Source organism: Maribacter sedimenticola (assembly GCF_900188415.1).
GTDB lineage: Bacteria > Bacteroidota > Bacteroidia > Flavobacteriales > Flavobacteriaceae > Maribacter > Maribacter sedimenticola.
The window spans coordinates 693506-718286 of the sequence record NZ_FZNV01000003.1 but is presented as its reverse complement, the minus strand read 5'-3'; the positions used below and the strand labels follow the sequence as shown (position 1 = coordinate 718286).

Below are 24781 nucleotides of genomic sequence, written 5' to 3'. Positions count from 1 at the left end.
AATGAACTATAAAGTTTTGTAAGTAAGGAGAGGAATGATTTAACGTCCTTTGATTCTTTTAAATTAGCAGACAAAATTGCTACAATTTTTCAAAGCGTCAAAAATGCTAGGTTTAGGATAAGACTTTATGGTGTTTAATACCGTTAAATTGTTATTTTTAACCAAAATACAGAATATGCTAGAACTGGCAGGAATCATTATTTTGGGAATACTTGCACAATGGGTGGCATGGCGTTTAAAGCTTCCTGCAATTTTACCGCTCATTCTTATAGGTCTTCTGGTAGGGCCTTTATCTACACTATATACGGAAGATGGTTCAAAAATCATAGCACCTATTTGGAATGGGGAAAAAGGATTGTTTCCCGGAGAAAGTCTGTATTATTTTGTCTCTTTGGCCATAAGTATAATTTTATTTGAGGGTGGACTCACCTTAAAGCGCTCAGAAATTAGAAGCATAGGCCCTGTAATTACGAAACTGATAACACTGGGTAGTGTAACAACCTTTTTTGGTGCAGCTTTGGCCGCCTATTTTCTTTTTGGCCTTTCATGGCAATTATGTTTTTTGTTCTCCGCCTTGATTATCGTGACCGGCCCAACGGTAATTACTCCCATATTAAGGAATATACCCCTTAAAAAGGATGTATCCGCTATATTAAAATGGGAAGGTATTCTTATAGACCCAATAGGTGCTTTGGCCGCGGTACTGGTGTATGAATTCATAAGTGTTGGCGAAGGGCAGGCCTATACTATGACGGCGTTAATAGAATTTGGTAAAATCCTGTTGTTCGGTTTTACGTTTGGTTTCACTTTTGCACATGCGTTGACTTTTTTAATCAAGAAGAATGCTATTCCTCATTACCTATTAAACGTTGCCACCCTATCCGTTGTCCTTGGGGTATTTGTCATGTCAGATTTATTTGCCCATGAATCCGGTTTATTGGCCGTTGTGGTCATGGGTATGGTTATGGGCAATACGGAACTGCCCAATATAAAGGAATTGCTTTACTTTAAGGAATCGTTGAGCATCCTGTTGATTTCCATACTTTTTATATTACTATCAGCCAATATAAATATTACGGACCTTCAATTAATATTTACATGGAAGACCATTGCCCTGTTCCTAAGTATTGTGTTGATTATTAGGCCGCTAGGGGTATTTTTAAGTTCCATAGGCTCTAACTTAAAGTTCAATGAAAAAATGTTCATTAGTTGGGTAGGACCGCGTGGTATCGTTGCAGCAGGTATTGCTTCTTTGTTCGGCTCCAAACTTTTGTCCAGAGGAGAGCCCGGTGCCGAGTACATTACCCCTCTGGTATTTATGATTGTTTTGGGAACTGTGCTTTTAAATGCCACCACTGCCCGTATCTTTGCCAAAATGGTGGGAGTGTTCTTAAACAAATCAGAAGGGATTTTGATATTAGGAGCTTCTAAGGCATCAAGGTTAATTGGGGAATATTTACACAAGAACGATAGGCATGTAGTGTTGATCGACAATAACCAGACAAACATTGACAAGGCCAGCAAGCTCGGTCTAGAAGCCTTTTCTGCGAACGTATATTCCGATAATTTGACGGACAATATTGAACTGAACGATATTGGATATTTAATGGCATTGACAGGAAATTCAGACATTAACAAATATGCCATCAATAAATTTCAGGATGCTTTTGGGGAAAATGGTTCTTTTAGACTGGTAGATGCAGATGAAATGAACGATCCCGAGAAAAACCCTAAGGAAGGATTGTTCTCCCATACAGATGATTTTATAAAACTTGCCGAGGCGGCCAGGAAATTTCCTGCCATTCATGAGATAGAACTTCATGATACGGAACACTATGAAGGCTTGATCGAGATTACCAAGGCGGATAACGACATTATTCCATTGTTCCTAAAGGATTTAGAGGGAGATATACAGATCATTACGGCTTTCAGCAAGGATTTTACCGATATTCAAAAAGGGTACAAATTGGCCTATTTAGGCAAAATGTTCCCTACAGATGATTCGGAAAAAAAGGACGATAACAAAGAAAAGCCTTAATCGTTAAGTTTTAAAACGGCCATAAAAGCTTCTTGTGGAATTTCCACATTACCCACTTGGCGCATACGTTTTTTACCTTTTTTCTGTTTTTCCAAAAGCTTTCTCTTACGTGAAATATCACCACCATAACATTTGGCGGTAACATCCTTACGAAGGGCCTTAATGGTTTCCCTGGAAATGATTTTAGATCCAATAGCCGCCTGTATAGGAATATCAAACTGCTGTCTTGGTATCAATTCTTTCAACTTTTCACACATCTTTTTACCAATAGTGGTAGCGCTATCAAAATGTATCAGCGCAGAGAGGGCATCCACGGTCTGGGCATTTAACAGGATATCCACACGTACCAATTTAGATTGGCGCATACCTATAGGGGTATAATCAAATGAGGCGTAACCTTTGGAAACTGTTTTTAGACGATCATAGAAATCAAAAACAATTTCGGCCAAGGGCATATCAAAATTAAGTTCCACCCGTTCTGTGGTCAAATAGGTCTGATTGGTAATTTGCCCACGCTTTTCAATACAAAGGGACATGACGTTGCCCACAAAATCAGACTTTGTTATTATGGTTGCCTTTATATAAGGCTCCTCTACACGATCAATGGTAGAAGGGTCTGGCAGGTCGCTGGGGTTGTTTACGATCAAAGGCACCGTAGGGTCTTTGCGGGTAAACGCATGATAACTTACGTTGGGTACCGTTGTAATAACGGTCATATCAAATTCACGCTCCAAGCGCTCCTGTATAATTTCCATGTGCAGCATTCCCAAGAATCCGCAACGAAATCCAAAACCGAGGGCAGCACTACTTTCTGCAGTAAATACCAAAGAGGCATCGTTCAGCTGTAGTTTTTCCATGGAGGACCTCAATTCTTCAAAATCTTCGGTATCCACTGGGTATATACCTGCAAATACCATAGGTTTTACATCTTCAAAACCACCAATGGGATTTTTTGTAGGATTGGCGGAATCCGTAATCGTATCACCCACCTTTACCTCCCTGGCATCCTTGATACCGGTGATCAAATAACCTACGTCACCAGCTTTAATTTCTTTTTTAGGGTGTTGTGTTAATTTTAGGGTACCTACCTCATCGGCAAAATAGCTTTTATCCGTAGCTACGAATTTTATCTTTTGCCCTTTTTTAATAGAACCGTTTACTACCCTAAAGTAAGTTTCCACTCCCCTGAACGGATTGTAAACGCTATCGAACACCAACGCTTGTAGTGCTTCGTCAGGATTACCTTTTGGAGCGGGAATACGTTCAATAATAGCGCTCAAAATTTCCTCTATACCTATACCGGTCTTTGCGCTGGCAGGTATGACCTCCTCTGCCTTACAACCTAACAGGTCAACGATATCGTCCGTAACTTCCTCTGGGTTGGCACTGGGCAAATCTACCTTGTTCAAAACCGGTATGATCTCCAGGTCGTTCTCCAACGCCAGATATAGGTTAGAAATGGTCTGTGCTTGTATACTCTGTGCCGCATCTACCACCAACAAAGCCCCTTCACAGGCAGCAATGGAGCGCGAAACTTCATAGGAAAAATCCACATGGCCCGGGGTATCTATCAGGTTCAACACGTATTGTTCACCTTTATAGATATAGTCCATTTGTATGGCATGGCTCTTAATGGTAATACCACGTTCCCTTTCAAGATCCATACTATCCAATAATTGCTCTTTCTTTTCACGGTCCGTAACAGAACCGGTAAACTCCAAAAGACGATCGGCCAAGGTGCTTTTACCATGGTCAATATGGGCAATTATGCAGAAATTTCTAATGTTTTTCATAGCGATTACGATAATAAAAAGGCCAAAACAACAACGGTACGATCGCTGTTGATATTGAGCGACTGCAAATATAATCTAAATTAAAGCGCTAAACTTTGCCGTATTGGTCTATTTAATGTATTTAAGTTTCTTTTTGGATTACAGTATTTGTAATTGAAAACATCAATTTTTTAATTAGATTTGATATATAACCCCAAGTTAGCATTGAAAATACTATTGACCACCTTGTTGTTTGTATTGGGTATAACCCAAAGTATTCTTGCACAAACCTATGAATTAAAGGGTAGTATCAAGGATCAAAACCAAGAACCCATTCCTTTTGCTTCAGTATTTCTATTACAAGTTTCTGACTCTACTATGGTCAAGGGAACTTCTGCAGATGAAGATGGAGCTTTCATAATGGACAATATCAATGAAGGCCTTTACTTTTTACAGGCCTCTTATATTGGTCAAACTTCAGAATATTTGGCATTGGAAATTTTTATGGACACCAGAATAGGTGCCATCCTTATACCCCAGCGTGCAGAAGAGTTAAATGAAGTTACGGTGGTGGGCAATAGACCAGCCGTTGAACGTAAGGTAGACCGTATAGTTTTTAACGTGGAAAACACGGCGTTGTCCCAAAACAGTTCTTGGGATATATTGCGCCAGACTCCAGGAGTAATCGTGAACAATGATGAATTAAAGGTTCGTAACCAAGCCACTACTGTATATATTAACAATAGAAAAGTACAACTATCGGCAGAAGAAGTACGTAGTCTCTTGGAAAACTATCAAGGGGAGCATATAAAATCGGTAGAGGTCATTCATAATCCGCCCGCAAGTTATGATGCGGAAGGGGGCTCAGTGCTGAACATCATTACCAGTAAAAATGTTTCATTGGGGTATAAAGGCAATGTTAGTGCAGGGTATACCCAAGGAGTATTTCCAAAGTATAATTTTGGCACATCGCACTTTTATAAGACCAATAAACTGAATGTGAATGCCAATTATAATTATGTACCAAAAAAGGAATATAAGGGTTTGTTGAATACCATTAATTTTAAGGATGAGAGAGGTGTTTTTTCCATTTGGCACACTGATTTTGACCAAATAATACGTACCCAGGCACATATTGCCGCACTGAACATTGATTATGAGATAGATGACAGAAATGTCTTAAGCCTTACGACCAATACCCAATTACAGCCCAAGCGGGATGCCGAGTATTTTCAAGAAACCATAATAAGGAACGGTGCCGGTATTATAGATTCCACATTTACTACAAACAGTTATTTGGACGAGAAAAAAACTAACCTTTCGGGTGATTTAACCTTTAAGCACACCTTTAAAGACCAGGGCAGTTTAAACGCAAATGCCCATTACACGTATTTTGATTTTAACCGTGGCCAGGATGTGGGTTCGGACTATTTTTTACCTGACGGGTCGTTTGTGCGCGAGTATAATTTTTTTACGATTGCGGACCAGCAAATAGATATAAAAACCGCACAATTGGATTATAGCAATTATTTTGGCAGTATTTCATTTGAAACCGGGGTCAAGGGATCGTTTATAGATTCAAAAAGTACCCTTGATTATTTTTTACAGAATAATGGCTCCCAGTTCATAGCCAATCTGTCAGATGATTACACGTATGATGAAAATGTGTATTCCGCTTATGTTAGTCTGTCCAAAGATTGGGAGAAATGGAGTATTAAATCTGGGTTACGTGCAGAGCAAACTAAAAGTACGGGCGTATCTGCAAGTGTTACCACAATTAATGATCTGGAATACCTGGAGTTTTTCCCTTCCGTGTTCGTATTACATACCATAAATGATGACCATAGTATTTCATTGGACTATTCCAGGAAGTTGAAACGGCCAAGATATGATGATTTAAACCCGTTCAGAACATATATCAACGAACGTACTTTTGAGGAGGGCAATCCTAACCTGACCCCAAATTTTAGCCATAATTTTAATCTTAACTATACCTTACAACAAGAATACTTTTTTGATTTTTATTACCGGGATAATGGTAGGTACATTTCAACATTGACCTTTCAGGACAATACCAATTTGGTGGTACGGGACGTAACCCAGAATGTGTTGAAAAGCACCTCTTACGGCATAGACTTCACCTATGGAAAGTCTATCAGCAACAATTGGTACTTGTACAGCTACATATCTCTCTTTCATGAGGACGAAACATTCTTGGCCGTACAGAGCAATGAAAATTCGTTCGCTCTTGATTATCAAGGAGCTTATGTAGATTTGACCAATTACCTAACGCTGTCCAAGGACGGCACCTTTAAGGGAGAATTGGGCTTTGTGTACTTATCGGGCTATTTGCAAGGGTCCTATATTCAAGATGAATTAATGAATTTGACCTTGGGACTTAGAAAATCCTTTAACAAAAATAGAATGGTTTTAAGTCTAAGCGCCAATGATCTTTTAAACAAGTACAATACCTATTTTACTTCCACTTACCTCAACCAGGACAATAGGTTTCTGTCTACCCCGGAAACCCAGTACGTTAAATTTGGGTTCACCTATAATTTTGGTAATTTCCGTTTAGAGGATAATCAAAGGGATATCGATAAAATAGAGCGTGATCGCCTGGATAATTGAGTACAGATTCAATTTTAAAAATTTAGTAATTTTTCCTGTTAATTTTTTAACATTTCTGTCAGACATTTCCGATTTACTTTCCTATTTTAGTGGTAAGAACCAACATAAATGAGGAGGGATTTAATTACCACACTATTACTACTTTTTACAACATCCCTAGCCTTTTCGCAAGATTTTACGATTACCGGTTTGATCATGGATTCCGAGGAGCAACCGGTTGTTTTGGCCAATATTATTCTATTGACCAATACTGGTGATTTCATTAAGGGCACCGTAACCGATGATAAGGGGTTTTACATGTTTAAATCTGTAACCGAAGGCGAGTATAGCATAGCGGCCAGTTACATAGAAAATACGGTTGAAAGCCCTGTATTTAAATTGACCAAAGACATGAAAATGCCTACGCTGAGGTTGAACAATGCCCAATTGTTGGATGAGGTAGTGGTAACCCATCAAAAACCTAAGATTGAACATTTGGCTGACCGGCATATTTTTAATATTGAAAACACCGCTTTGGCAGAGGGAGATATTTGGGACGTTTTAAAACGTACTCCCGGTGTAATGGTCATGAACAACAAACTGTATATTAACGGTAGTTCCAAAGTAAACATCATGATCAATGGCAAAAGGATCAATTTGCCGGAAGAGGATATTATTAATCTACTGACGGGCAATTCTGCAAGTAACGTAGAATCCATAGAGGTAATTACGAGTCCACCCGCCAAGTACAGTGCAGAAGGCGGATTGGTGCTTGATATTAAAATGAAAAAGAATTTGGTCTCAGGATATAACGGTGCCGTTTTTAATAGGTACACCCAAGGAGTCCTGCCAAAACATACAATAGGTATGGACCATTTCTTTAAGGGCAGAAAAATAGATTTTTCTACGAATTATAGTTTTAGTCATAACCGCAATTGGGCACGATATACGGATATCACCAGTTTTTTTGAAGATGGGCAGGAAAGTGAACAATGGACCGCCGAGCAAAAATCGGTCACTAAAGAAAAGAAACATAACCTTAATGTATTTTTAGATATTCAGCTGGATGAAAAAAACACCCTTAGCGTTACTTCAAATGGCAGTTTTACCCCCAATAGGGCAAGGCGTTTTTCTTCCCAGACCGCTATTGAGGACCTTGATGGGGAGTTGACCGCGCAATTGCAAGGATTGAATACATTGGACAATGATATGTTCAATAGTGCTAATTATATAGATTGGGTACATAAAATAAACGATAAAGGAGCCACACTATCCACCAATGCACACTTTACGTACTATGATAATAAAAGGGAGCAGGTTATAACGAATGACATTGTTCAGGGCGCATCAGTCTATACTTCAGAAAACACTTTAGAAGTGTCATCTGACCAGATCATTAACCTATACAGTTTGCAGACAGATCTAACGTACCCTTTTAACGACCACACAACCTTAGAGACAGGTTTAAGGCTGGCCACCATAAATTCTGAAGCAGGTATTGAACAAATAGGGTTTGATACTGCAGTAGAGGGGGTACAGCCTACGGAGTTTGGGGTTTTCAATTACGACGAACAGATTTATGCCGGTTATATAAGCCTAAATAACAACTGGGAAAATTGGAAAATGAACGTAGGTCTTAGAGGGGAATATACAGATTCTAAAGGTGAGTTGAATACTGGGGTCAATACAACTACAAGGTCATACTTTAACGTTTTCCCTTCATTGTCCGTGTCATACACCATAGATAAAAATGCCTTTTACCTAAAATCTTTTAGGCGCATTACCAGACCAAGATATGGGGATATAAACCCCTTTCAATTTTATTATTCGGCCAATTCCATTGAAGAGGGCAACCCAGAACTTAAACCGGCATATAGTGATTATCTCCAGTTAGATTATGTGTATGACAAAACCTATAAGCTAGTATTGTTTGCCAGTAAAAAATCAAATGAGCAATCCCAACAAGTGTTTCAGGATAATACCGCCAATATATTACGTACCCAATACATTAATCTGGAAACCAATTATTATTATGGCCTGGATGCCAGTATTTCCAAAAACCTGACTTCTTATTGGAACTTGTTCTTCCTCATTAGTCATTACTATGACAAGGATAGTTTTAGAGATCCGGGAACGGGTCTCATCGTAGAAAATGATATATGGACCACCCATACCCGAGCAACGAACAGTTTTACCTTGTTGAGTGATAAATCATTGTATGCAGATTTAACGTTTACCCATTTTACGCCTCGTATTAGTGGTAACGCCAAATTTGAGTCCTTTAGTAAATTGGGGCTTGCCTTTAGAAAGACATTATGGAACAAGGCGGCCAGTTTATCTCTGGCCGTGGAGGATATATTTAACAACGGTAATTATAATTCAACCAGAAATTATCTTGACCAACGAAACAGTATCAGTACCAGGTGGGAAAACAGGCTATTTGTATTTGGTTTTAGATATAAATTTGGCAATACCAAGATTCGTGATAATTACAAGCGCAAGAATACTGATGAGGGAAAACGATTATAAAGATTTAGGAGGACATCAATATACCACAGTATCCAATACTGATCAATAGATAGACCCCTGCTAAGATCATAAAAACCTTGCCGGCCTTTTTCTTTTTTTTGGCAAATAATATACTTCCAATGAGTATGAATAATAGGGCGGGACCAAACATGATCAAGAAGATCAGTATAAAGATGCCATCAAGGTTACCAACTTCCAATATCATAACACTTCTGTTTGTAGTTCTTTTAAACGCGCCACCTTTTCATCCCTGTAAAATAGGTTCATGGTTTCAAAAGGAATGATTTTGTAATCTTTGTTTACAATGTGCACGCATGACTTTTTAATGGCCCTAACGTCAAAGTTATGGGCATCTATAAATTGCATGATGATAATTCTGAACAGGTTGTCATATCCCAGTTCTGGGGCATCGATTTCCGGCAGGCAGCACATAATGCTTTTTAGGTTTTCAGATGCTGTTTCTACGGAATTGCCGGTACTGAACAGTTCGATCATTTTTCCGTGCAATTGTTCGTCCTGTTCATATATAATGGTGTTTTTTCCTTCGTTCAACAAATCATCAGGATTAATATAACGTGTTAGCGGACTAACCTCATTTCCCAGCTTTAAAGCATAGGCCATGACCAAGGCATCTGGATTACAGGGTACCGGGATAAGATCGTCTGCACTAAATAAAGGGGACTGTTCTAAAATTTTTCTTCGAACCTCGGTTAGGGTTATCCTATTTTCATCCACTTCAAAATTTTCTAACCTACCTGCAATCTGTGTGGGTTGAAAAGTGACCCCCCGAACACATTGTTGTTTTAAGGCGAAGTCTATGGTGCTGCCCATTTCATGGTCGTTAAGGCCTTTCTGCAGGGTAACCACCAAGGTAGTGGAAAGGTTTAACCGGTTTAAATGTTCCAGGGCCTGTAACCTTATATTCGCCAAATCTGCACCCCTTAAGGTTTGTAAAATAGTATCGTTCAAGGAATCGAACTGAAGGTAAATCTCAAAGTCAGGGGCATAGGTTGCCAATTGTTTGGCAAATTCAAAATCCTTGGCAATCTTTATTCCGTTGGTGTTCAACATTAAATGACGAATGGGCAATGTTTTTGCATAGTCCATGATTTCAAAGAATTGGGGGTGCATTGTAGGTTCGCCACCACTTAATTGAACCACATCCGGTTCGCCTTCATTTTTCACGATAACGTCAAGCATTTGTTTTACCTCCTCCACGGTCCTGTGACGGCCATAGGTGGGAGACGAGCCTGCATAACAGGTAGGGCAGGTTAAATTACAACGATCTGTAAGTTCAACGACCGTTAGGCACGAATGCTGTTCATGGTCAGGGCAGAGCCCGCAGTCATACGGACAACCAAAGTGGGTTTGGGTATTAAACGTTTTTGGGTATTCAGAAGCTTTGTTATAGTTTCTTATGTTCTTATAATATTCAATATCATCAGCAATCAAAACTTTGGACCTGCCGTGTTCTTTGCAGTGTTTAAGCATATATACCTTCTCGTTTTCAAAAACGATTTTGGCATCTACCCTTCTAAGACATTCTGGGCATAGGCTTATAGTAAAATCATAATACGTGTAACTTTTTTCGGGCATAGACAATTCCTTGAACAATGAACTTGTGGTAGTATAGGAAACAAATTAAACATAATATTTGAATGCTGCTTAGGCCAAGGATATAAAACTGGTTGGGTTTTAAGAATTCCACGGCAAAACGAAATACAAAATAGCTAACCATAAATAGTTTAAAATAGTCGCCGTTAGTAGGTAATGCGTTGTTTTTTTGTAGTTTTTTGATGACTATCAGAAGTACGGACAAAAAAAGAATTTCGTACAATGCGATAGGGTGCCTTGTAACCCCGTCACCCAAATCCATCCCCATAAAAAAAGAAGTTTCTTTACCATAGGTAAACTCTTTTACACCGGCCAGAAAACATCCTAACCGACCTATGATAATTCCAAAAAGTATAGGCAAGGTAAAAAGGTCCCCAGAAGAACGTTGTTCTCCAATTATCTTTTTAGCCAGTTCTACCCCCAACAATCCGCCAAAAAGGCCGCCCATAATGGTTTTGTTGTTCAGGTTAAAAAGTAGACCTTGCTCAAAATGTAAGTTGGGGTTTTCTAAAAAGGCTACCAGTCTTGATAGGAGCAAGGCCCCAAACACAGCACCGATTATTATGGAAAGCCTGTTTTCCGAAGAAATGGCATCCCCCTTTTTTTTGCGTAAGATGATATAATACCTAAAGGCGATAAAAAAGGCCAAATATTCCAAAATCAAATGCATGTTCAACGTAACGCCAAAAACGGTAGGCTCAAAAGGGATAGGGACAACAAGCAAGGAATTATTCATAGGAGTATTGTCCAATAAAAATGGATTCTAATAGTTGTACGCCCGGTTATGAGCAATTAGGAGTACTAATTTACACGCTTTCTTTTAAATTGAGCGTGCATGCTGCTCAAGTAGGGTTCTGGCAATTAGGGTAGTGGTCAAATCCTTTCCAAGGTGCATCTCGTAATTTTATATAACTTTGCATCCTTAAAATATAAGGTACCGTGCCAAAGATTGGAGACATACAATTACCGGAGTTCCCGTTGCTTTTAGCTCCTATGGAAGATGTAAGCGACCCCCCGTTTCGTGCCCTTTGCAAGGAGCAGGGAGCAGATGTCGTATATACGGAGTTCATATCGTCAGAAGGGTTGATACGTGATGCGGCAAAGAGCGTGATGAAGCTTGATATTTATGAAAAGGAACGCCCGGTAGGTATTCAAATTTTTGGTGCCAATCTGGAGAGTATGCTACAGTCCGTGGAAATTGTTGAAAAATCCAACCCGGACATTATAGACATTAATTTTGGTTGTCCTGTAAAGAAAGTAGTAAGTAGGGGCGCAGGTGCAGGTATTCTAAAGGATATTGATTTAATGGTATCCTTGACTAAGGCCATGGTAGAGCACAGCAATTTACCCATTACTGTGAAGACAAGATTGGGCTGGGACGATGATTCTATAAAAATCGTTGAGGTTGCAGAACGATTACAAGATGTAGGTTGTGCGGCAATTTCAATACATGGTAGAACCCGTGCGCAGATGTATAAGGGTAATGCGGATTGGAACCCCATTAGAGAGGTGAAGAACAACCCAAGAATGCATATTCCCGTTTTTGGCAATGGTGATGTGGATTCTCCGGAAGCGGCAATGAAAATGCGTGATGAATTTGGTCTGGACGGCGCTATGATCGGTCGCGCTAGTATTGGATATCCTTGGATATTTAGGGAAATTAAGCACTTTTTTGAAACGGGCACACATTTGGCCCCGCCAACCATGGAAGAACGTGTAGATGCCGCGCGCCGTCATTTACAGATGTCCATTGATTGGAAAGGAGAGACATTGGGTGTGTTCGAGACCAGAAGGCATTATACCAATTATTTCAAAGGAATTCCCAATTTTAAGGAGTATCGTATGAAAATGGTCACTAGTGACGATTCTGCTTCGGTATTTGAGGCCTTTGATGAGGTATTGGAAAAATTTGGAGACCACGAATTTACCCTTTCCTAGCTTTCAATTAGTTTTTTGTTGATGCGACTACTCGCCACCTTGGATGCAATGATGCCCAATACCACTATTGTAGTCAGTACAATGACGATATTGATAAACTCAAATTTAACCGGGTAGGCAAGAGAAGGTGTAATCATAAGCCAGCTAAAGGTTAGTTGGGACCATATTAGGAGCACTCCGATTAAAACTCCGATCAACCCTCCAAAACCGGTTACCAATATTCCCTGGACAAAATAAATGTGTCGCAATTCCTTTATCGTTGTTCCTAGACTGTATAATGTTTTAGAATTCTGTTGTTTGTCCAAGATCATCATGATAATGGCACCCACCACATTGAACAGGGCAATGATCAGTACAAGGGTGAAAATAAGGTATGTGGCAACATTTTCGGTATTCAGCATTTTATACAGCGTACTATTAAGTTCCTGCCTATCCTTCAACACCACATTAGGGCCTAAAACGGCACGTAATGCAGGGCGCACGGTATTGGGGTCAATACCCTCGTCCATTTTAAAATTTACCCCAGATACCTGTAGCGAATCTTTCTCCAATAAGGCCTGTGTAAGGCGTAAATCGGCAAAAACATATTTATTGTCCAGGTCTGCCTCCACCGCATATACCCCACCAATTACCATTGGCAGTTGATTATAGAGCGATGAAATGCGTTGTTGAGAAATAGAGCCCTTACCCGGTTTAAAGGCATAAATCTGTAATGGGCTTCTAAACTGGTTTATGGTTACCCCTAGGATATTGGCGATACCCAACCCAGATACCACTTGGGTGTCGTTAATTGTCCAGTCACCAATGTACAAGGTACTATCTACGCCCGTTACTTTGGTATAATTACTGTCTATTCCTTTTATGTACGCAATATGGTTCTTCCCTTTATGTTCCAAGGAAACTTTTTCCTCCAGTTCTTTGGAATAGTGTGCCAGGCCATCTATTGCCAGCAATTTTTGTTCCTGTTCCGGGGTCAATGAAAATGTCTTTCCCGTAATGGGTAAGGCTTTTAGTTGTGGATCAAAGGATTCGGTAAACGAAAGGCTAAAAGTTTTTAATCCGGCAAATGCGGACAGTACAATGAACAGTGCGGCAGAACCGATAACGATTACCAAAAAAGTAATAAAATTAATAATGTTGACCGCGTTCTGTGAGCTTTTGGAACGCACATATCGTTTGGCGATATATAAGGGAAAATTCAAACGATCAGGACTTTTTTCGCTTGGGCAATAAATCCCTGTTTTCAATAGGGTTTTCCTCGCGTTTTAACGATTTTTCAATATTTTCTATATAGTCCAAAGAATCATCAAGGTAGAACAATAGTTCTGGAACCCTGCGTAATTGATTTCGGGTACGCTGTGATAGTTCGTGCTTAATTAAAGGCTGGTTAGATTTTATGCCTTCCATAAGTTCACCGGCCTTATCATTGGGAAAAATGCTCAGGTAAATTTTTGCGATGGACAAATCTGTCGTAACGGAAACTTTGGAAACCGAAATAAGCGTATTTCGTAGTCCCCCATCTATGGCGGCCTTCTGTAGAATATCGACAATATCCTTTTGAATGACCCCAGCTATTTTACGTTGTCTTTGCGTTTCCATACTGCAAAAGTACATAGAAAAATGTATCTTAAGCCCTATAGAATGCACTCTGAAGCAATTTAGGCATGAAAAAGATAGAACATTTGGGAATTGCAGTGCACAACATGCAGGATTCCAATAAACTTTTTGAGAAATTATTGGGCGTTGCACCCTATAAACAGGAAGAAGTTGCCAGTGAAGGGGTAATGACCTCTTTCTTTCAAAACGGACCTAATAAGATCGAGCTTTTGGCAGCAACGGATCCTACCGGACCAATTGCCAAATTTTTGGAAAAGAAGGGCGAGGGTATACATCATGTTGCTTTTGAGGTAGATGATATTAAAGCGGAGATGGAACGTTTAAAGCACGAAGGATTTACATTGTTGAACGAGAAGCCCAAAAAAGGTGCGGATAATAAATGGGTAGCCTTTGTTCATCCTAAGAGCGCCAATGGGGTGCTGGTAGAGTTGTGCCAAGAAATTAAAGAGTAACGCTTATTTTGTTTGTGACAGTTAAAAATAAGTAGTAATATTGCATCCGCATTTCGCGGGTCCTATAGCTCAGCTGGTTAGAGCACCTGACTCATAATCAGGGGGTCCCTGGTTCGAGCCCAGGTGGGACCACTTCCTTCGAGGACAGCCCTTCAAGCAATTGAAGGGTTTTTTTGTTTTACATCCAGCCTTTTATATATCATCAACCCTATAAATTAAATGTGTTATTTAAGGGGTTTTTAAAATGTAGTAGAGGTTTAGTGGGTATGGCTCTTATAATGTTCCTTTAGGATATCCCTACCAAAATCACCATCAAAATCGCGCCATACGGTATGTATGTGGTTGGCATTGTTTTGACTATTATCAAACTCGATCATAAAGGTATTTCCCTGAATACGGTAATAATGTGCCTTACCAAGTTCGGTGGCACCGGCCCATGCAAACCGTAGGTTTTCAAGCTCCTCTTTGCGGATACTGCCCATACGTTGCATGGCCTGATCTGCAGGTATGGTAGAGGCATATTCGTAAATAATATCCATCAATAATTTTTTCTGTTTCTCCGTCATGTCTTGGACCAATATACCTTCTAAATCCGGTTTTTTGGCCACAGGGGTGTTAAAGCTAATAATGTCATTATAGGTCCTTTCGCTGACAATAGCTACCTTCTGCTGTTCATCGGTAAGCATATGTATCAGTTGCAGGCCCATATCCTCTTCGTTGATTAACGGACTAAAACCTTTGCGATCACCTTCCATGATCCTACCGGGGTTTGAACCAAAAAACCTTGGGGTATAGGAAACGGTATCACCAACGGTAGTGAATTGTAGCGCTACATGGTGGCCTTCAAAACTCCACATCCAAACATCATCTTGGGCCGGGTCTCCATAAATGGCAATATAGTACTGCTCGGGGTCCCTATAAACAGGGTCACCGGAACTTGCGGCCAATACATGCTCCAACGCAATAATTTCAGTTGTCTGTTGATAGCCGGTATCGCTAAGCGAAGATTGTAAAAGCTGATGCACCAAATCCTTCTGCGCCGTATTCAGTTCTTTTAGGGGGATGCCCTGGCGTTTATAGGAACTCCACGGTAAAAAATGCCAATCATCCCGATCTTCGGCCTTAAAATGATATACGGTTTGTTCTTTTTGAGAATGGGTCAAGGTGGATATAAACGTACTGGCGATGGATGCATCTTGGCCAACCACCAAACTGGGGGCCATGGCCAATACGACCCATACTAGCGTTTTGTTCATTAATTGATTCATGATTTCGTTTTTTAGTTGATACTTAATAAGTGATTTTAAATATGCTACCGCCAAAATCGTCACAGACATAAAGGGCGCCGTCGGGACCTTGAGCCAGTCCACAAGGTCTATGTAGCAAAGTTCCTCCCTCAGGGTTTTTTAGGTCATATCCTGCAAAATTATCCAGGAATATTTCCCATTTTCCGCTAGGTTTACCGTCTTTAAAGGGCACAAAAGCAACCAAAAAACCAATTTTAAGCTCTGGAGATTGGTTGTGGAAGGCTATAAAGGCGCCGTTCCTGTATTTTTCCGGAAACATATTCCCGGTGTAAAAAAGCAAATCATTGGGGCCTAGGTGAGCTGGAAAGGCCATTAGGGGTTCAATAGCGTCTATTTCTCCCTCTTTATCACCGTCCCCGCCATATTCCGGTGCCAGTACACGTTTGTTCTGTATTGGATCATAGTAGGTAGAAGGCCATCCGGCATTATCACCTTCCTTTATTTCGTACAAAGTTTCCGCCGGTAGTTCCCCATCCTGTTTTTTGGAATAGAGGTCCGGATAAAAATTGTGCAGGCCACCACGGCCGTGATCAGTGGCGAACAATGAATTTGTGCTTTGGTTCCATGTAATACCCACCGCATTTTTAAGTCCCGTTGCATACCGTTCCCCATCTGTAAAGGTTTGGTCAGGAACATTGGCCTGAAATTTCCAAATACCTCCGGCGGTTTCTAAAATGGGGCAAGGAATCATTCCCTCCTGTGTTTCGTTATCCCTACAGGCATCGTTCCAGGAACCAATGGTCACATAAAGGGTATTGTCCTTGTCTATGGTAAAAGGCTTAGCATTGTCCGCACCCATATCAATAAGGCCGTCCACTATTTTTTCAGGATTATCGGTATCCATTAGTTCTAGATCATCATTGAACGCATATCGGAATATGGCAGCATTTGAAGAAGCGTAGAGATATTTATCCGTAGCCAGTATTCCGGTACCGGGCAGGTCTGCGAATTCATGCTGTGTGTCCACGGTACCATCATCATCGGTATCTTTCAGAACAATAATGGCCTTACCTTCGTTAAGCACGGACCTATTGGCATAGATATCCCCGTTGCTGGCCACGGTCAAGTGGCGTACAGCTCCCAAATCTTTCCCTATCTCTTCTACTGAAAATCCGCTCGGAGCTTTAAGAATTGTGTTATTGGTTGCCTTTTTTTCAGGGGTTTTGGTTTCGTCCTTGCATCCTGTAAAGAATACCAGTATTGCAAAAGCACCTACATGAAGCAGGCTTTTGGTTTTGGTCTTTGTTGTCATTGGTTGGTTTTATGGTTGTTGGTACCGTTAAAAGTAAGATTTTATTTTAGGGTTGGTATAGGTTTTAACAATCTAGGACATATTAAAAGCTCAGGTATATGCAGTGGCAAGTCCTCTATCATCAATTTTTTTTAGGCCTTTAAAAAGATAAAATTACGTCTAAAGGGTGTATGGGCTTTGGTTGACAAAATGTTAATGAGGGGGGTTGACCTTTCAAATCGGCAATTAAACGCCCTTCAAATTACGCAGATGGAAATTAACAGTTCTTTTAACATTTTCTTGCTGAGTAATATTTAATTTCCTCTGTGGTAATGCTTAATTTACTAGTCCAAACAAACTACTCAAAGAAATGATTTCAAAAATTACAAGTTGCAAAGTCGAACTGTTGGCTGTTGTAATGGCCTTGTTTTGTGTATCCTTAGCGGTGGCGCAAAATGTCCCTGCTCCAAAAGATGTGTATGGTTTTAACGTAGGCGATGATTATAAGCTTGCGGATTATTCACAGATCGAAGATTATTTATCCCAGCTCGATGCGGCATCCAATAGGGTGCAAAAAATAGAGATTGGTACAACCGTTTTGGGCAGAAAAATGTACGTACTTTTTATATCTAGCGAAGAGAATCTGCAACAGTTGGATAAATGGAAGGATATCAGCACCAAACTGGCACGGGTACAGGTAAATGAACAGGAAGCCTTGCGTTTGTCCGAAGAGGGCAAGGCTATTGTCTGGATAGATGGTGGTATGCATTCTACCGAGTTGGCACACGGGCAAATGACCTCGGAACTGGCCTATACCTTGGCCACTTCGGAGTCTACAGAAATGAAAAAAATCAGGGAAAATGTCATTACATTGTTAATGCCGGTCATGAACCCAGATGGGTTGGATATAGTGGTGGACTGGTACAAAAAGAATCTGGGTACCGCCTATGAAACCTCTCGCCCACCCATTTTGTACCACTATTATATGGGCCATGACAACAATAGGGATTGGTTCATGAACACCATGCCGGAAACCTATAATGTAACCAAGATATTGTACAATGAATGGTATCCACAAATAGTATACAACCACCACCAGTCCTCGCCATCGTGGACCAAGATTTCCTTACCGCCCTATGCAGATCCCGTAAACCCAAAGATCCACCCGGCCATAACCGCTGCGGTAAGTGAGGTGGGTTCTGCCATGACCAAGCGTTTTTCATTGGAAAACATGCCGGGTGCCATAGCGGATAATTTCTATACCATGTTCTGGAACGGCGGTGGGCGTACCGTGCCTTACTACCATAATATGATCGGTATTTTGACCGAAACCGGACACACAACTCCAACTCCACGGTTCTATGACCCAAAGAAATTGCCCAAGACCGTAGCGGGGGGTACACCTACGGACGGTACGGATATCATGTATCCCGACCCATGGAAAGGTGGGGAATCACATTTTAGGGATGCGGTAGATTATATGTTGACCGCCACCTGGGCCACATTGGACCTGGCTGCGGACCGCAAGAGCAATTATCTACATAATATTTACAAAATGGGAGCTTCGGCCATTGAAAAGGCAAAAACGGAAGGTCCCTATGCCTATGTCATCGGTAAGGACCAATGGGATACTTTTGAGTCCGTTAATTTGGTGAACGTATTGTTGCGGGGCGGTATAGAGATTGAAAAAGCTACCAAACCTTTTGAAGTGGACGGCACCAAATATGATGCAGGGTCCTATGTAATCTATGGCGGACAGGCATTTAGACCCTATTTAATGGATCTTTTGGAAAAACAGAATTATCCTACCCGTTTTCAATATCCCGGTGGCCCACCGGATACCCCTTATGATTTGGCAGGGTGGACATTGCCCTTACAAATGGGCGTGTCTGTAGATAGAATTGCTACGGCCATGGATATTGCTACGGAGAAAGTGGACGGGTTGGTACCGTATTATGCACCGGACGGTCCTAAAAAGGCTGATTTTGGATATCTATTGAGCGCCAATTCCAATGCATCCGTCATTGCTACCAACAAAATTTTAAAAGGAGGAGGAACGGCATATAGGACCAAGGCAGCATTAAAGCTGGGCAAGACCACTCATCCGGCAGGTTCCTATGTAGTTTCTGGAGGTACGGCCTCTGTAGATGAATTGGCAAATACATACGGATTGGAGTTTACGGCCCTATCCTCAAAACCTAAGGTAGATATGGTCAAGATACACACCCCTAAAGTGGGACTGTATAAATCTTGGGTGTCCAATATGGATGAAGGCTGGACCCGCTTTGTAATGGACGAATATACCTTTGAGACGGATACCCTACATGACCGGGATATACAAACGGCGGACCTATCCAAGTATGATGTGCTGATATTACCGTCACAACGTGTAAAATCATTGTTACATGGGCATACGACCCTCTCCATGCCAGAAAAGTTTACTGGAGGCTTGGGTCTTGAAGGTTCCTTGGCACTGAGCAATTATGTAAAAAATGGAGGTACCCTTATGGCGTTCGATGAGGCCAGTAATTTTGTGATCGAGCAATTTGGACTGCCTTTAAAGGATGCTACGGAAGGCGCCAGTAGTAAGCAATTCTTTATACCGGGATCGTTGATCAAGACAGGTTTTGATACTTCGCACCCCTTGGCATTTGGTATGCAGGATACCGTTGCGGTATCGTTCAATAAAAGCCGTGCCTTTGAGATTATCAAGCAGAGGAAAAAGGGAGAAGGCGGCACCGAAGAAATAGCCGATGCTCCCGCACCGGAAATTGAGGTAATTGCCAATTATGCGGAAAAAGACCTGCTTATGAGCGGTTGGGCCATGGGCGAAAAGAAATATATTGCCAAGAAACCGGCCATGGTAAAGGCAAAATATGGCAAGGGCTCTGTAGTATTATTTGCTTTCAGGCCCCAGTTTAGGGCACAGCCCCGTGGTACGTACAAATTGATCTTCAACACCATTTATGAAGGAGCAGCGGAGTAGTACGTTATCTTAGATATGATAAAAAAAGCCCCTATCAAGAACTCTTGATAGGGGCTTTTTCTATGTGGTCTAAAAGTTTATTGCGATAAAGGGTTGTTGGTCAGTTGATTACTGTGTTTTCCGTTGTGATATATCCGGATAAAACATTAAATTGTTAATGAATTGAGTAGCAACGCCTATCATCCTTCCCCCTGCTTGATAGCTACTTTGTAGTGATGCCGTCTTTTTCATATTGATGAATGATAAGTACCGCGGTTTTAAAATACCCACTTATAGGGATGCTATTTCTTTATAATTTATTTCAATTTTAACCAAACCAAAAAACTAAGAATCACTAAAACACAAAAGCCATGAAAAAACTACAGACTTTAATTTCCTTCTTGCTTATTGTTAATCTTATTTGTGCTCAAGAAGAAACAATAAATTTGAACGGAACGCTAGTTATGAATTCAGAAGAGTTTCAGCCATTTATGTCAAGCCAGAACTATAATTCAAATTATGGAATTCATGGTAAATTAATATCAAAAGAAACTGATGAGGCTAGCGTCAGACAATTACTAGGAGCAGAATTCATTATAATGAATTATAAATCAAAAATTTTTATGGGAATAGAGAAAGCCGTTCTAGACAGTTGTTCTATTAAGAGCGATTCTTTAAAGTTTAAGATATATGTGAGAGCAAAAAAATTTAATAAAGCAATTACAAAAGTTTCATGCCAGATACCGTTAACTGACGAGATTATAAAGTTAAAACAAAACAGTATTGTAGTTACAGAAAAGTATCTGATGCCAATGTTCATTGAAAGTCAAGTAGAAGATTTTGAAAATGTTCAGGGAGATTTTACATTTAAAAATGATTTGGGAACATTTAAAATTAAACCTCACAATAATTTCATTGTAGATACGGAGTTTTTTGCATTTGATGGCCTAACCCATATTGTTCAAAAAGAAAATTATGAAGAAAGAAGTTCTCAAGTAAATATTGATTCTTTTTTTTTAAGACCAGGATTAAGGTGTAAAACAGGGTACAATAAATTGTATTGATAATGTGTAAAAGTCTAATCATTTTCTTGATGTTTATTTTTATTCAACAAGGTGAAAAAGACATTACAACGGAGACAGTTTTAGTAAATCTTAAAAACAGGCAATATGAAAACGCACTGAAAATTTCGGAAAAAATAAAGAACGATTCTGTAAGAAGCTATTGTATTAAATTATCTAATTTACGTATACACAAAAAGCCCGTCGATTTAGGTACCAATACATCTAAAAATAAAGATGTTTTATTTCTAAAAAAGATGATAGCTGGCTATAATGCTCAATTATTAGGCGGTGACTCAACGATTATTGCCTACCAAGAATTTTCAAAAGCTTTGGCTATCTCTGAAAGCTTAGGAAACATTGCTTATACCAAAACTGCACTTATTGGCATATTAGATTTATTGAAAGAGGAAATCTTTATCGGCAGTAAACAATTTGAACTATATCTAAATTATTTCGATGATATTAAGGCAGATATCGAAGATGAAATTATACTATTGCTTTATCAATTGGTTTTTTACTCGAAGGCAAACCAAGAATTAAAGGTGGATTTTAATTATTTTGATTATGTGCTGAAATTAGATTCTATTTTTAATCAATTGTCGGATACACATATACTTTATCCAGTTTATTTTCATGAAAAAGGAATTGAAGCTAAAATTAAAGGAGACTATAGTTTGGCGGAGTATTATTTCATTAAATCAAATAGTTTATGTAAAAGTAAACTTGATTTTAAGTCTTTGAAAAACTCAAACATTTGGCAATTGGCAGACACCAAACTTCTGCAAGGGGATTTAAGGGCGTCTAAAAAATACTTAGAGCAATCTAGAACTACAAGTAAAGATTTAAAAGATCAATTTTATGACGATAGACTAGCTGCAGATATTTTTGCAACTGAAGCTAAACATGACTCGGCTTATTTTTATTTAAATCGTTCATTAGTTGCCGAATATAACTTAGGGTATAAAAACAATACACTGGAATCCTCTTTGTTAGCAGTCGAAAATCAAACCGATAAATTAAAATTAGATCAAATTATTAGTGAGAACAAGCGAAAATCAACTCAGAATTGGCTAATAGTTACTACACTTGCATTGGTTTTTGGTGCTGGTTTTGCCCTATTACTTCAGAAGAACACGACCAAAAAACGGTTATTGGCAGAACAGGAAACCCAACTAAAACAAGAACGGGTAGACAACCTATTAAAGCAGCAAGAGCTCGTTAGTATAGATGCCATGATAGAGGGCCAGGAAAAGGAGCGACAACGGGTGGCCAATGAACTACATGATGATTTGGGCAGTCTAATGGCAACGATAAAACTGCATTTCAACACCGTGAAAAGCAAATTTAAGGACCCGGCCTTGCACCAAGCGGAAACCTTATTGGAAGAGGCCTATCAAAAAGTAAGGGGTATGGCCCATAGCAAAAACTCTGGCGTAATGAGCGACCAAGGTCTATTGCCCGCCATAAAAAAAATGGCCCAGGTAATTACCGAAACCAATGCGCTACAGGTAACCGTGGAAGATTTCGGCATGGGCGACCGACTTGAAAATTCATTGGAACTAAGCCTTTTTAGAACGGTACAGGAATTGGTGGCCAATGCCATTAAACATGCCGAAGCCACAACGTTAAATATACAATTAACCCAACATAAGGACACCTTGAACATCATTGTAGAAGACAATGGCAAAGGTTTTGACCGTACCAACGCCGTAAAGGGCAAAAACGGTATGGGATTGACCAATATAGAAAAGCGTATAGAACATTTAGAGGGCCATTTCACCATAGATAGTGTATTGGGCAAGGGCACTTCCATTTTAATAGATATACCCATATGATCACCGTAGCCATAGCCGAAGACCACCAAGCCCTAATAGACGGCATTAAATCCTATGTAAAATATGAGGATGACATTACGGTAATTGGCCATGCCAATAATGGAGAAGCGTTGTTGAAGTTGGTGAGGTTAAGGCAGCCCAAGGTTGTGCTCTGTGATATTCGTATGCCTAAACTAGATGGTATAGAGGCCACCAAAATTATATTAAAGGAGTTGCCCCATACCAAAGTAGTGGCCTTTACGATGTTTGACCAAGATGATGCCGTTAAACAGATGCTGGCGGCCGGGGCGCAAGGCTATATTTTAAAGAATAGTAGTTTAGAGGTGGTATTGGAAGCCATACGCACCGTTGCCGATGGCAGAACCTATTTCGATAAAAAGATTCACTTACCGGATGCGGAAAGGAACAGCTCTAAAAGTGTGCTTTCATCCCGTGAACGCGAAATTTTACAATTGGTTGCCAAAGGCCATACCAGCCATCAAATTGCGGACGAACTCTTTATTGGCAAAAGTACCGTAGACACCCACCGTAAGAACATGATCCGTAAATTGGGTTTGAGCGGTGCAGGGGAATTGTTGAGGTATGCGGTAGAGAAGAAGTATGAGTTTTAGAAAGTTAGCATAAATAGTAATCGTAATAAAACAGTATATGAGAATCAATAAGCAAGTGTATAACGTTCTTAGCGTAGTGGGTCTTTTGTTCATGTTCTCTTGTGCCAAAGATGAAGTAGCGGATATTGAAGAGCCTGTTCCGGTTAATGCTAGTCCTATAATGGCGGATCAGCAGTTTACTATTTATGAAAACCCTTTTGAGCTAACTTCCATTGGAAGCGTTACTGCGCAGGACCCTGAAGGGGATAAAATTACATATGCATTGGAATCGGATATTGAACTGACCGTCAGTGCTAACACAGGTGAGATTTGGACAAAAAGAACGCCCATTTTTGATTATGAAACCACACAATCAATATCGTTTAATGTAAGCGCTAAGGACATAAAAGGAAATAAGACTATTGCGACGGTTACCATAGATATATTGGACAAAGATGACGGACCATTGACCAATTTTCAAAAAAGTTTTATAAACGAATATATTTATTTAACGTATAAATTATCACCCACGGCCAGTGGTGGCAATCTCAGTGAAAAATGGCAAGGAGCGGTACAATTATATATTGAAGGAGATTTGCCAAGTGATTATGCCGCTACTGTTGAGAACTATTTGGAAGAATTTAGAGTATTGATGACAGATGGCACTACAATTGAATTGGTGGCTACTCCAGAAGAATCCAATGTACATCTAATTATGGGTCCAACTAGCGCTGTTGTGACCATTTGGCCCGATATGTACGACTTGATCAGTGATGGAAATTTTGGTGGTTATGCACTTTATAACACGGATAGTGATTACCAAATTTATAAAGGTAGAATATGGATGCGTGGTCCAGATGAAGGCCTCTTTAAACATGAGTTTGGCCATATAATTGGTTTGGGACATACCTCGGACCAATACTGCGACACCGAGGCAACCAGTGTTATGTGCTCCGGGCCGGCGGACCAATTTAACACCTTTGACCAGGAGATCATTAAGACCCTCTATCGTACCGAAACTCCGGTAGGCTTGGACCAGAACGCCATGCGCTCCTTGCTGACCGACTACCTCATACAAGGGGACATAGTTTTATAATAAGCGGACAACCTAAAATAAGGATAGAAAACCATTTTATTAAACACATCTATTTTTTACCCAAAGGGAGTTTCAGCGGCCTCTTTATAAAGACATTGTTTTTGGGCTATGCAAAGCAGAACT

18 protein-coding genes and 1 tRNA gene are annotated in these 24781 nt (G+C 40.1%); 11 read left to right on the top strand and 8 right to left on the bottom strand.

Annotated features, from left to right (window positions below; translation table 11 throughout):
- Positions 1 to 175 precede the first annotated feature (175 nt).
- A complete protein-coding gene (locus CHB68_RS12465) occupies positions 176 to 2038 on the top strand; it encodes a cation:proton antiporter (RefSeq protein ID WP_089261275.1) in 1863 nt (620 codons plus the stop codon).
- Here CHB68_RS12465 and lepA read toward each other — a convergent pair.
- The gene (lepA, locus tag CHB68_RS12460; RefSeq protein ID WP_089261200.1) at positions 2035 to 3831 is read right to left on the bottom strand and encodes a translation elongation factor 4; all 1797 of its coding nucleotides are present in this window, start codon (positions 3829 to 3831) and stop codon (positions 2035 to 2037) included. The two genes, CHB68_RS12465 and lepA, sit on opposite strands and share 4 nt — an antisense overlap.
- Positions 3832 to 4035: 204 nt before the next feature.
- On the opposite strand from lepA, the gene CHB68_RS12455 reads away from it, so the two are divergent.
- A complete protein-coding gene (locus CHB68_RS12455) occupies positions 4036 to 6441 on the top strand; it encodes an outer membrane beta-barrel family protein (protein ID WP_089261274.1) in 2406 nt (801 codons plus the stop codon).
- Positions 6442 to 6549: 108 nt separating this feature from the next.
- Complete coding sequence (locus CHB68_RS12450; protein WP_089261199.1) at positions 6550 to 8949, top strand: outer membrane beta-barrel family protein; 2400 nt, start codon at positions 6550 to 6552, stop codon at positions 8947 to 8949.
- Positions 8950 to 8953: 4 nt separating this feature from the next.
- Here the strand turns inward: CHB68_RS12450 and CHB68_RS12445 are convergent, their stop codons facing one another.
- From CHB68_RS12445 to CHB68_RS12435, 3 genes are read right to left on the bottom strand one after another with little or no spacing between them, the layout of a single operon-like run.
- Positions 8954 to 9154: a hypothetical protein gene (locus CHB68_RS12445; protein ID WP_089261198.1), complete on the bottom strand. Its 201-nt coding sequence runs from the start codon at positions 9152 to 9154 to the stop codon at positions 8954 to 8956.
- A complete protein-coding gene (locus CHB68_RS12440) occupies positions 9151 to 10545 on the bottom strand; it encodes a radical SAM protein (protein WP_089261197.1) in 1395 nt (464 codons plus the stop codon). The genes CHB68_RS12445 and CHB68_RS12440 overlap by 4 nt, the downstream gene beginning before the upstream one ends.
- On the bottom strand, positions 10517 to 11299 hold the full coding sequence (locus tag CHB68_RS12435; protein WP_089261196.1) for a prolipoprotein diacylglyceryl transferase: 783 nt from the start codon (positions 11297 to 11299) through the stop codon (positions 10517 to 10519). Before CHB68_RS12435 ends, CHB68_RS12440 begins: the two co-directional genes overlap by 29 nt.
- Positions 11300 to 11502: 203 nt before the next feature.
- On the opposite strand from CHB68_RS12435, the gene dusB reads away from it, so the two are divergent.
- Positions 11503 to 12501 carry a tRNA dihydrouridine synthase DusB gene (dusB, locus tag CHB68_RS12430; RefSeq protein ID WP_089261195.1) on the top strand — a complete coding sequence of 333 codons (999 nt, stop codon included), beginning with the start codon at positions 11503 to 11505 and terminating at the stop codon, positions 12499 to 12501.
- Here dusB and CHB68_RS12425 read toward each other — a convergent pair.
- Complete coding sequence (locus tag CHB68_RS12425; protein WP_089261194.1) at positions 12498 to 13703, bottom strand: ABC transporter permease; 1206 nt, start codon at positions 13701 to 13703, stop codon at positions 12498 to 12500. The two genes, dusB and CHB68_RS12425, sit on opposite strands and share 4 nt — an antisense overlap.
- A gap of 4 nt (positions 13704 to 13707) precedes the next feature.
- A complete protein-coding gene (gene rbfA, locus CHB68_RS12420) occupies positions 13708 to 14100 on the bottom strand; it encodes a 30S ribosome-binding factor RbfA (RefSeq protein ID WP_089261193.1) in 393 nt (130 codons plus the stop codon).
- Between the two features lie 65 nt (positions 14101 to 14165).
- Here rbfA and mce point away from each other — a divergent pair, with 65 nt between their 5' ends.
- Both mce and CHB68_RS12410 read left to right on the top strand, forming a co-directional pair.
- Positions 14166 to 14570, top strand: coding sequence for a methylmalonyl-CoA epimerase (gene mce, locus CHB68_RS12415; protein ID WP_089261192.1), 405 nt, complete (start codon positions 14166 to 14168; stop codon positions 14568 to 14570).
- A 58-nt stretch (positions 14571 to 14628) separates the two neighbouring features.
- Positions 14629 to 14702: transfer RNA gene (locus CHB68_RS12410), tRNA-Ile, on the top strand.
- A gap of 125 nt (positions 14703 to 14827) precedes the next feature.
- Here CHB68_RS12410 and CHB68_RS12405 read toward each other — a convergent pair.
- Positions 14828 to 15838 carry a DUF3500 domain-containing protein gene (locus tag CHB68_RS12405; RefSeq protein WP_179213199.1) on the bottom strand — a complete coding sequence of 337 codons (1011 nt, stop codon included), beginning with the start codon at positions 15836 to 15838 and terminating at the stop codon, positions 14828 to 14830.
- A 22-nt stretch (positions 15839 to 15860) separates the two neighbouring features.
- On the bottom strand, positions 15861 to 17129 hold the full coding sequence (locus CHB68_RS12400) for a PQQ-dependent sugar dehydrogenase (protein ID WP_089261190.1): 1269 nt from the start codon (positions 17127 to 17129) through the stop codon (positions 15861 to 15863).
- Between the two features lie 349 nt (positions 17130 to 17478).
- Here CHB68_RS12400 and CHB68_RS12395 point away from each other — a divergent pair, with 349 nt between their 5' ends.
- The 5 genes from CHB68_RS12395 (at position 17479) to CHB68_RS12375 (ending at position 24658) form a co-directional block, all read left to right on the top strand.
- Positions 17479 to 20094 (top strand): M14 family metallopeptidase, encoded by a 2616-nt coding sequence (locus tag CHB68_RS12395; RefSeq protein ID WP_089261189.1) that lies wholly within the window; start codon positions 17479 to 17481, stop codon positions 20092 to 20094.
- Positions 20095 to 20444: 350 nt separating this feature from the next.
- Entirely contained in the window at positions 20445 to 21137 is a 693-nt protein-coding gene (locus CHB68_RS12390) for a hypothetical protein (protein WP_143815205.1), read from the top strand.
- 29 nt (positions 21138 to 21166) lie between these two features.
- Positions 21167 to 22972, top strand: a complete 1806-nt coding sequence (locus CHB68_RS12385; protein WP_179213198.1) for a sensor histidine kinase — start codon at positions 21167 to 21169, stop codon at positions 22970 to 22972.
- A complete protein-coding gene (locus tag CHB68_RS12380; RefSeq protein ID WP_089261186.1) occupies positions 22969 to 23583 on the top strand; it encodes a response regulator in 615 nt (204 codons plus the stop codon). Before CHB68_RS12385 ends, CHB68_RS12380 begins: the two co-directional genes overlap by 4 nt.
- A gap of 37 nt (positions 23584 to 23620) precedes the next feature.
- Positions 23621 to 24658, top strand: coding sequence for an Ig-like domain-containing protein (locus tag CHB68_RS12375; protein WP_143815204.1), 1038 nt, complete (start codon positions 23621 to 23623; stop codon positions 24656 to 24658).
- Positions 24659 to 24781 lie beyond the last annotated feature (123 nt).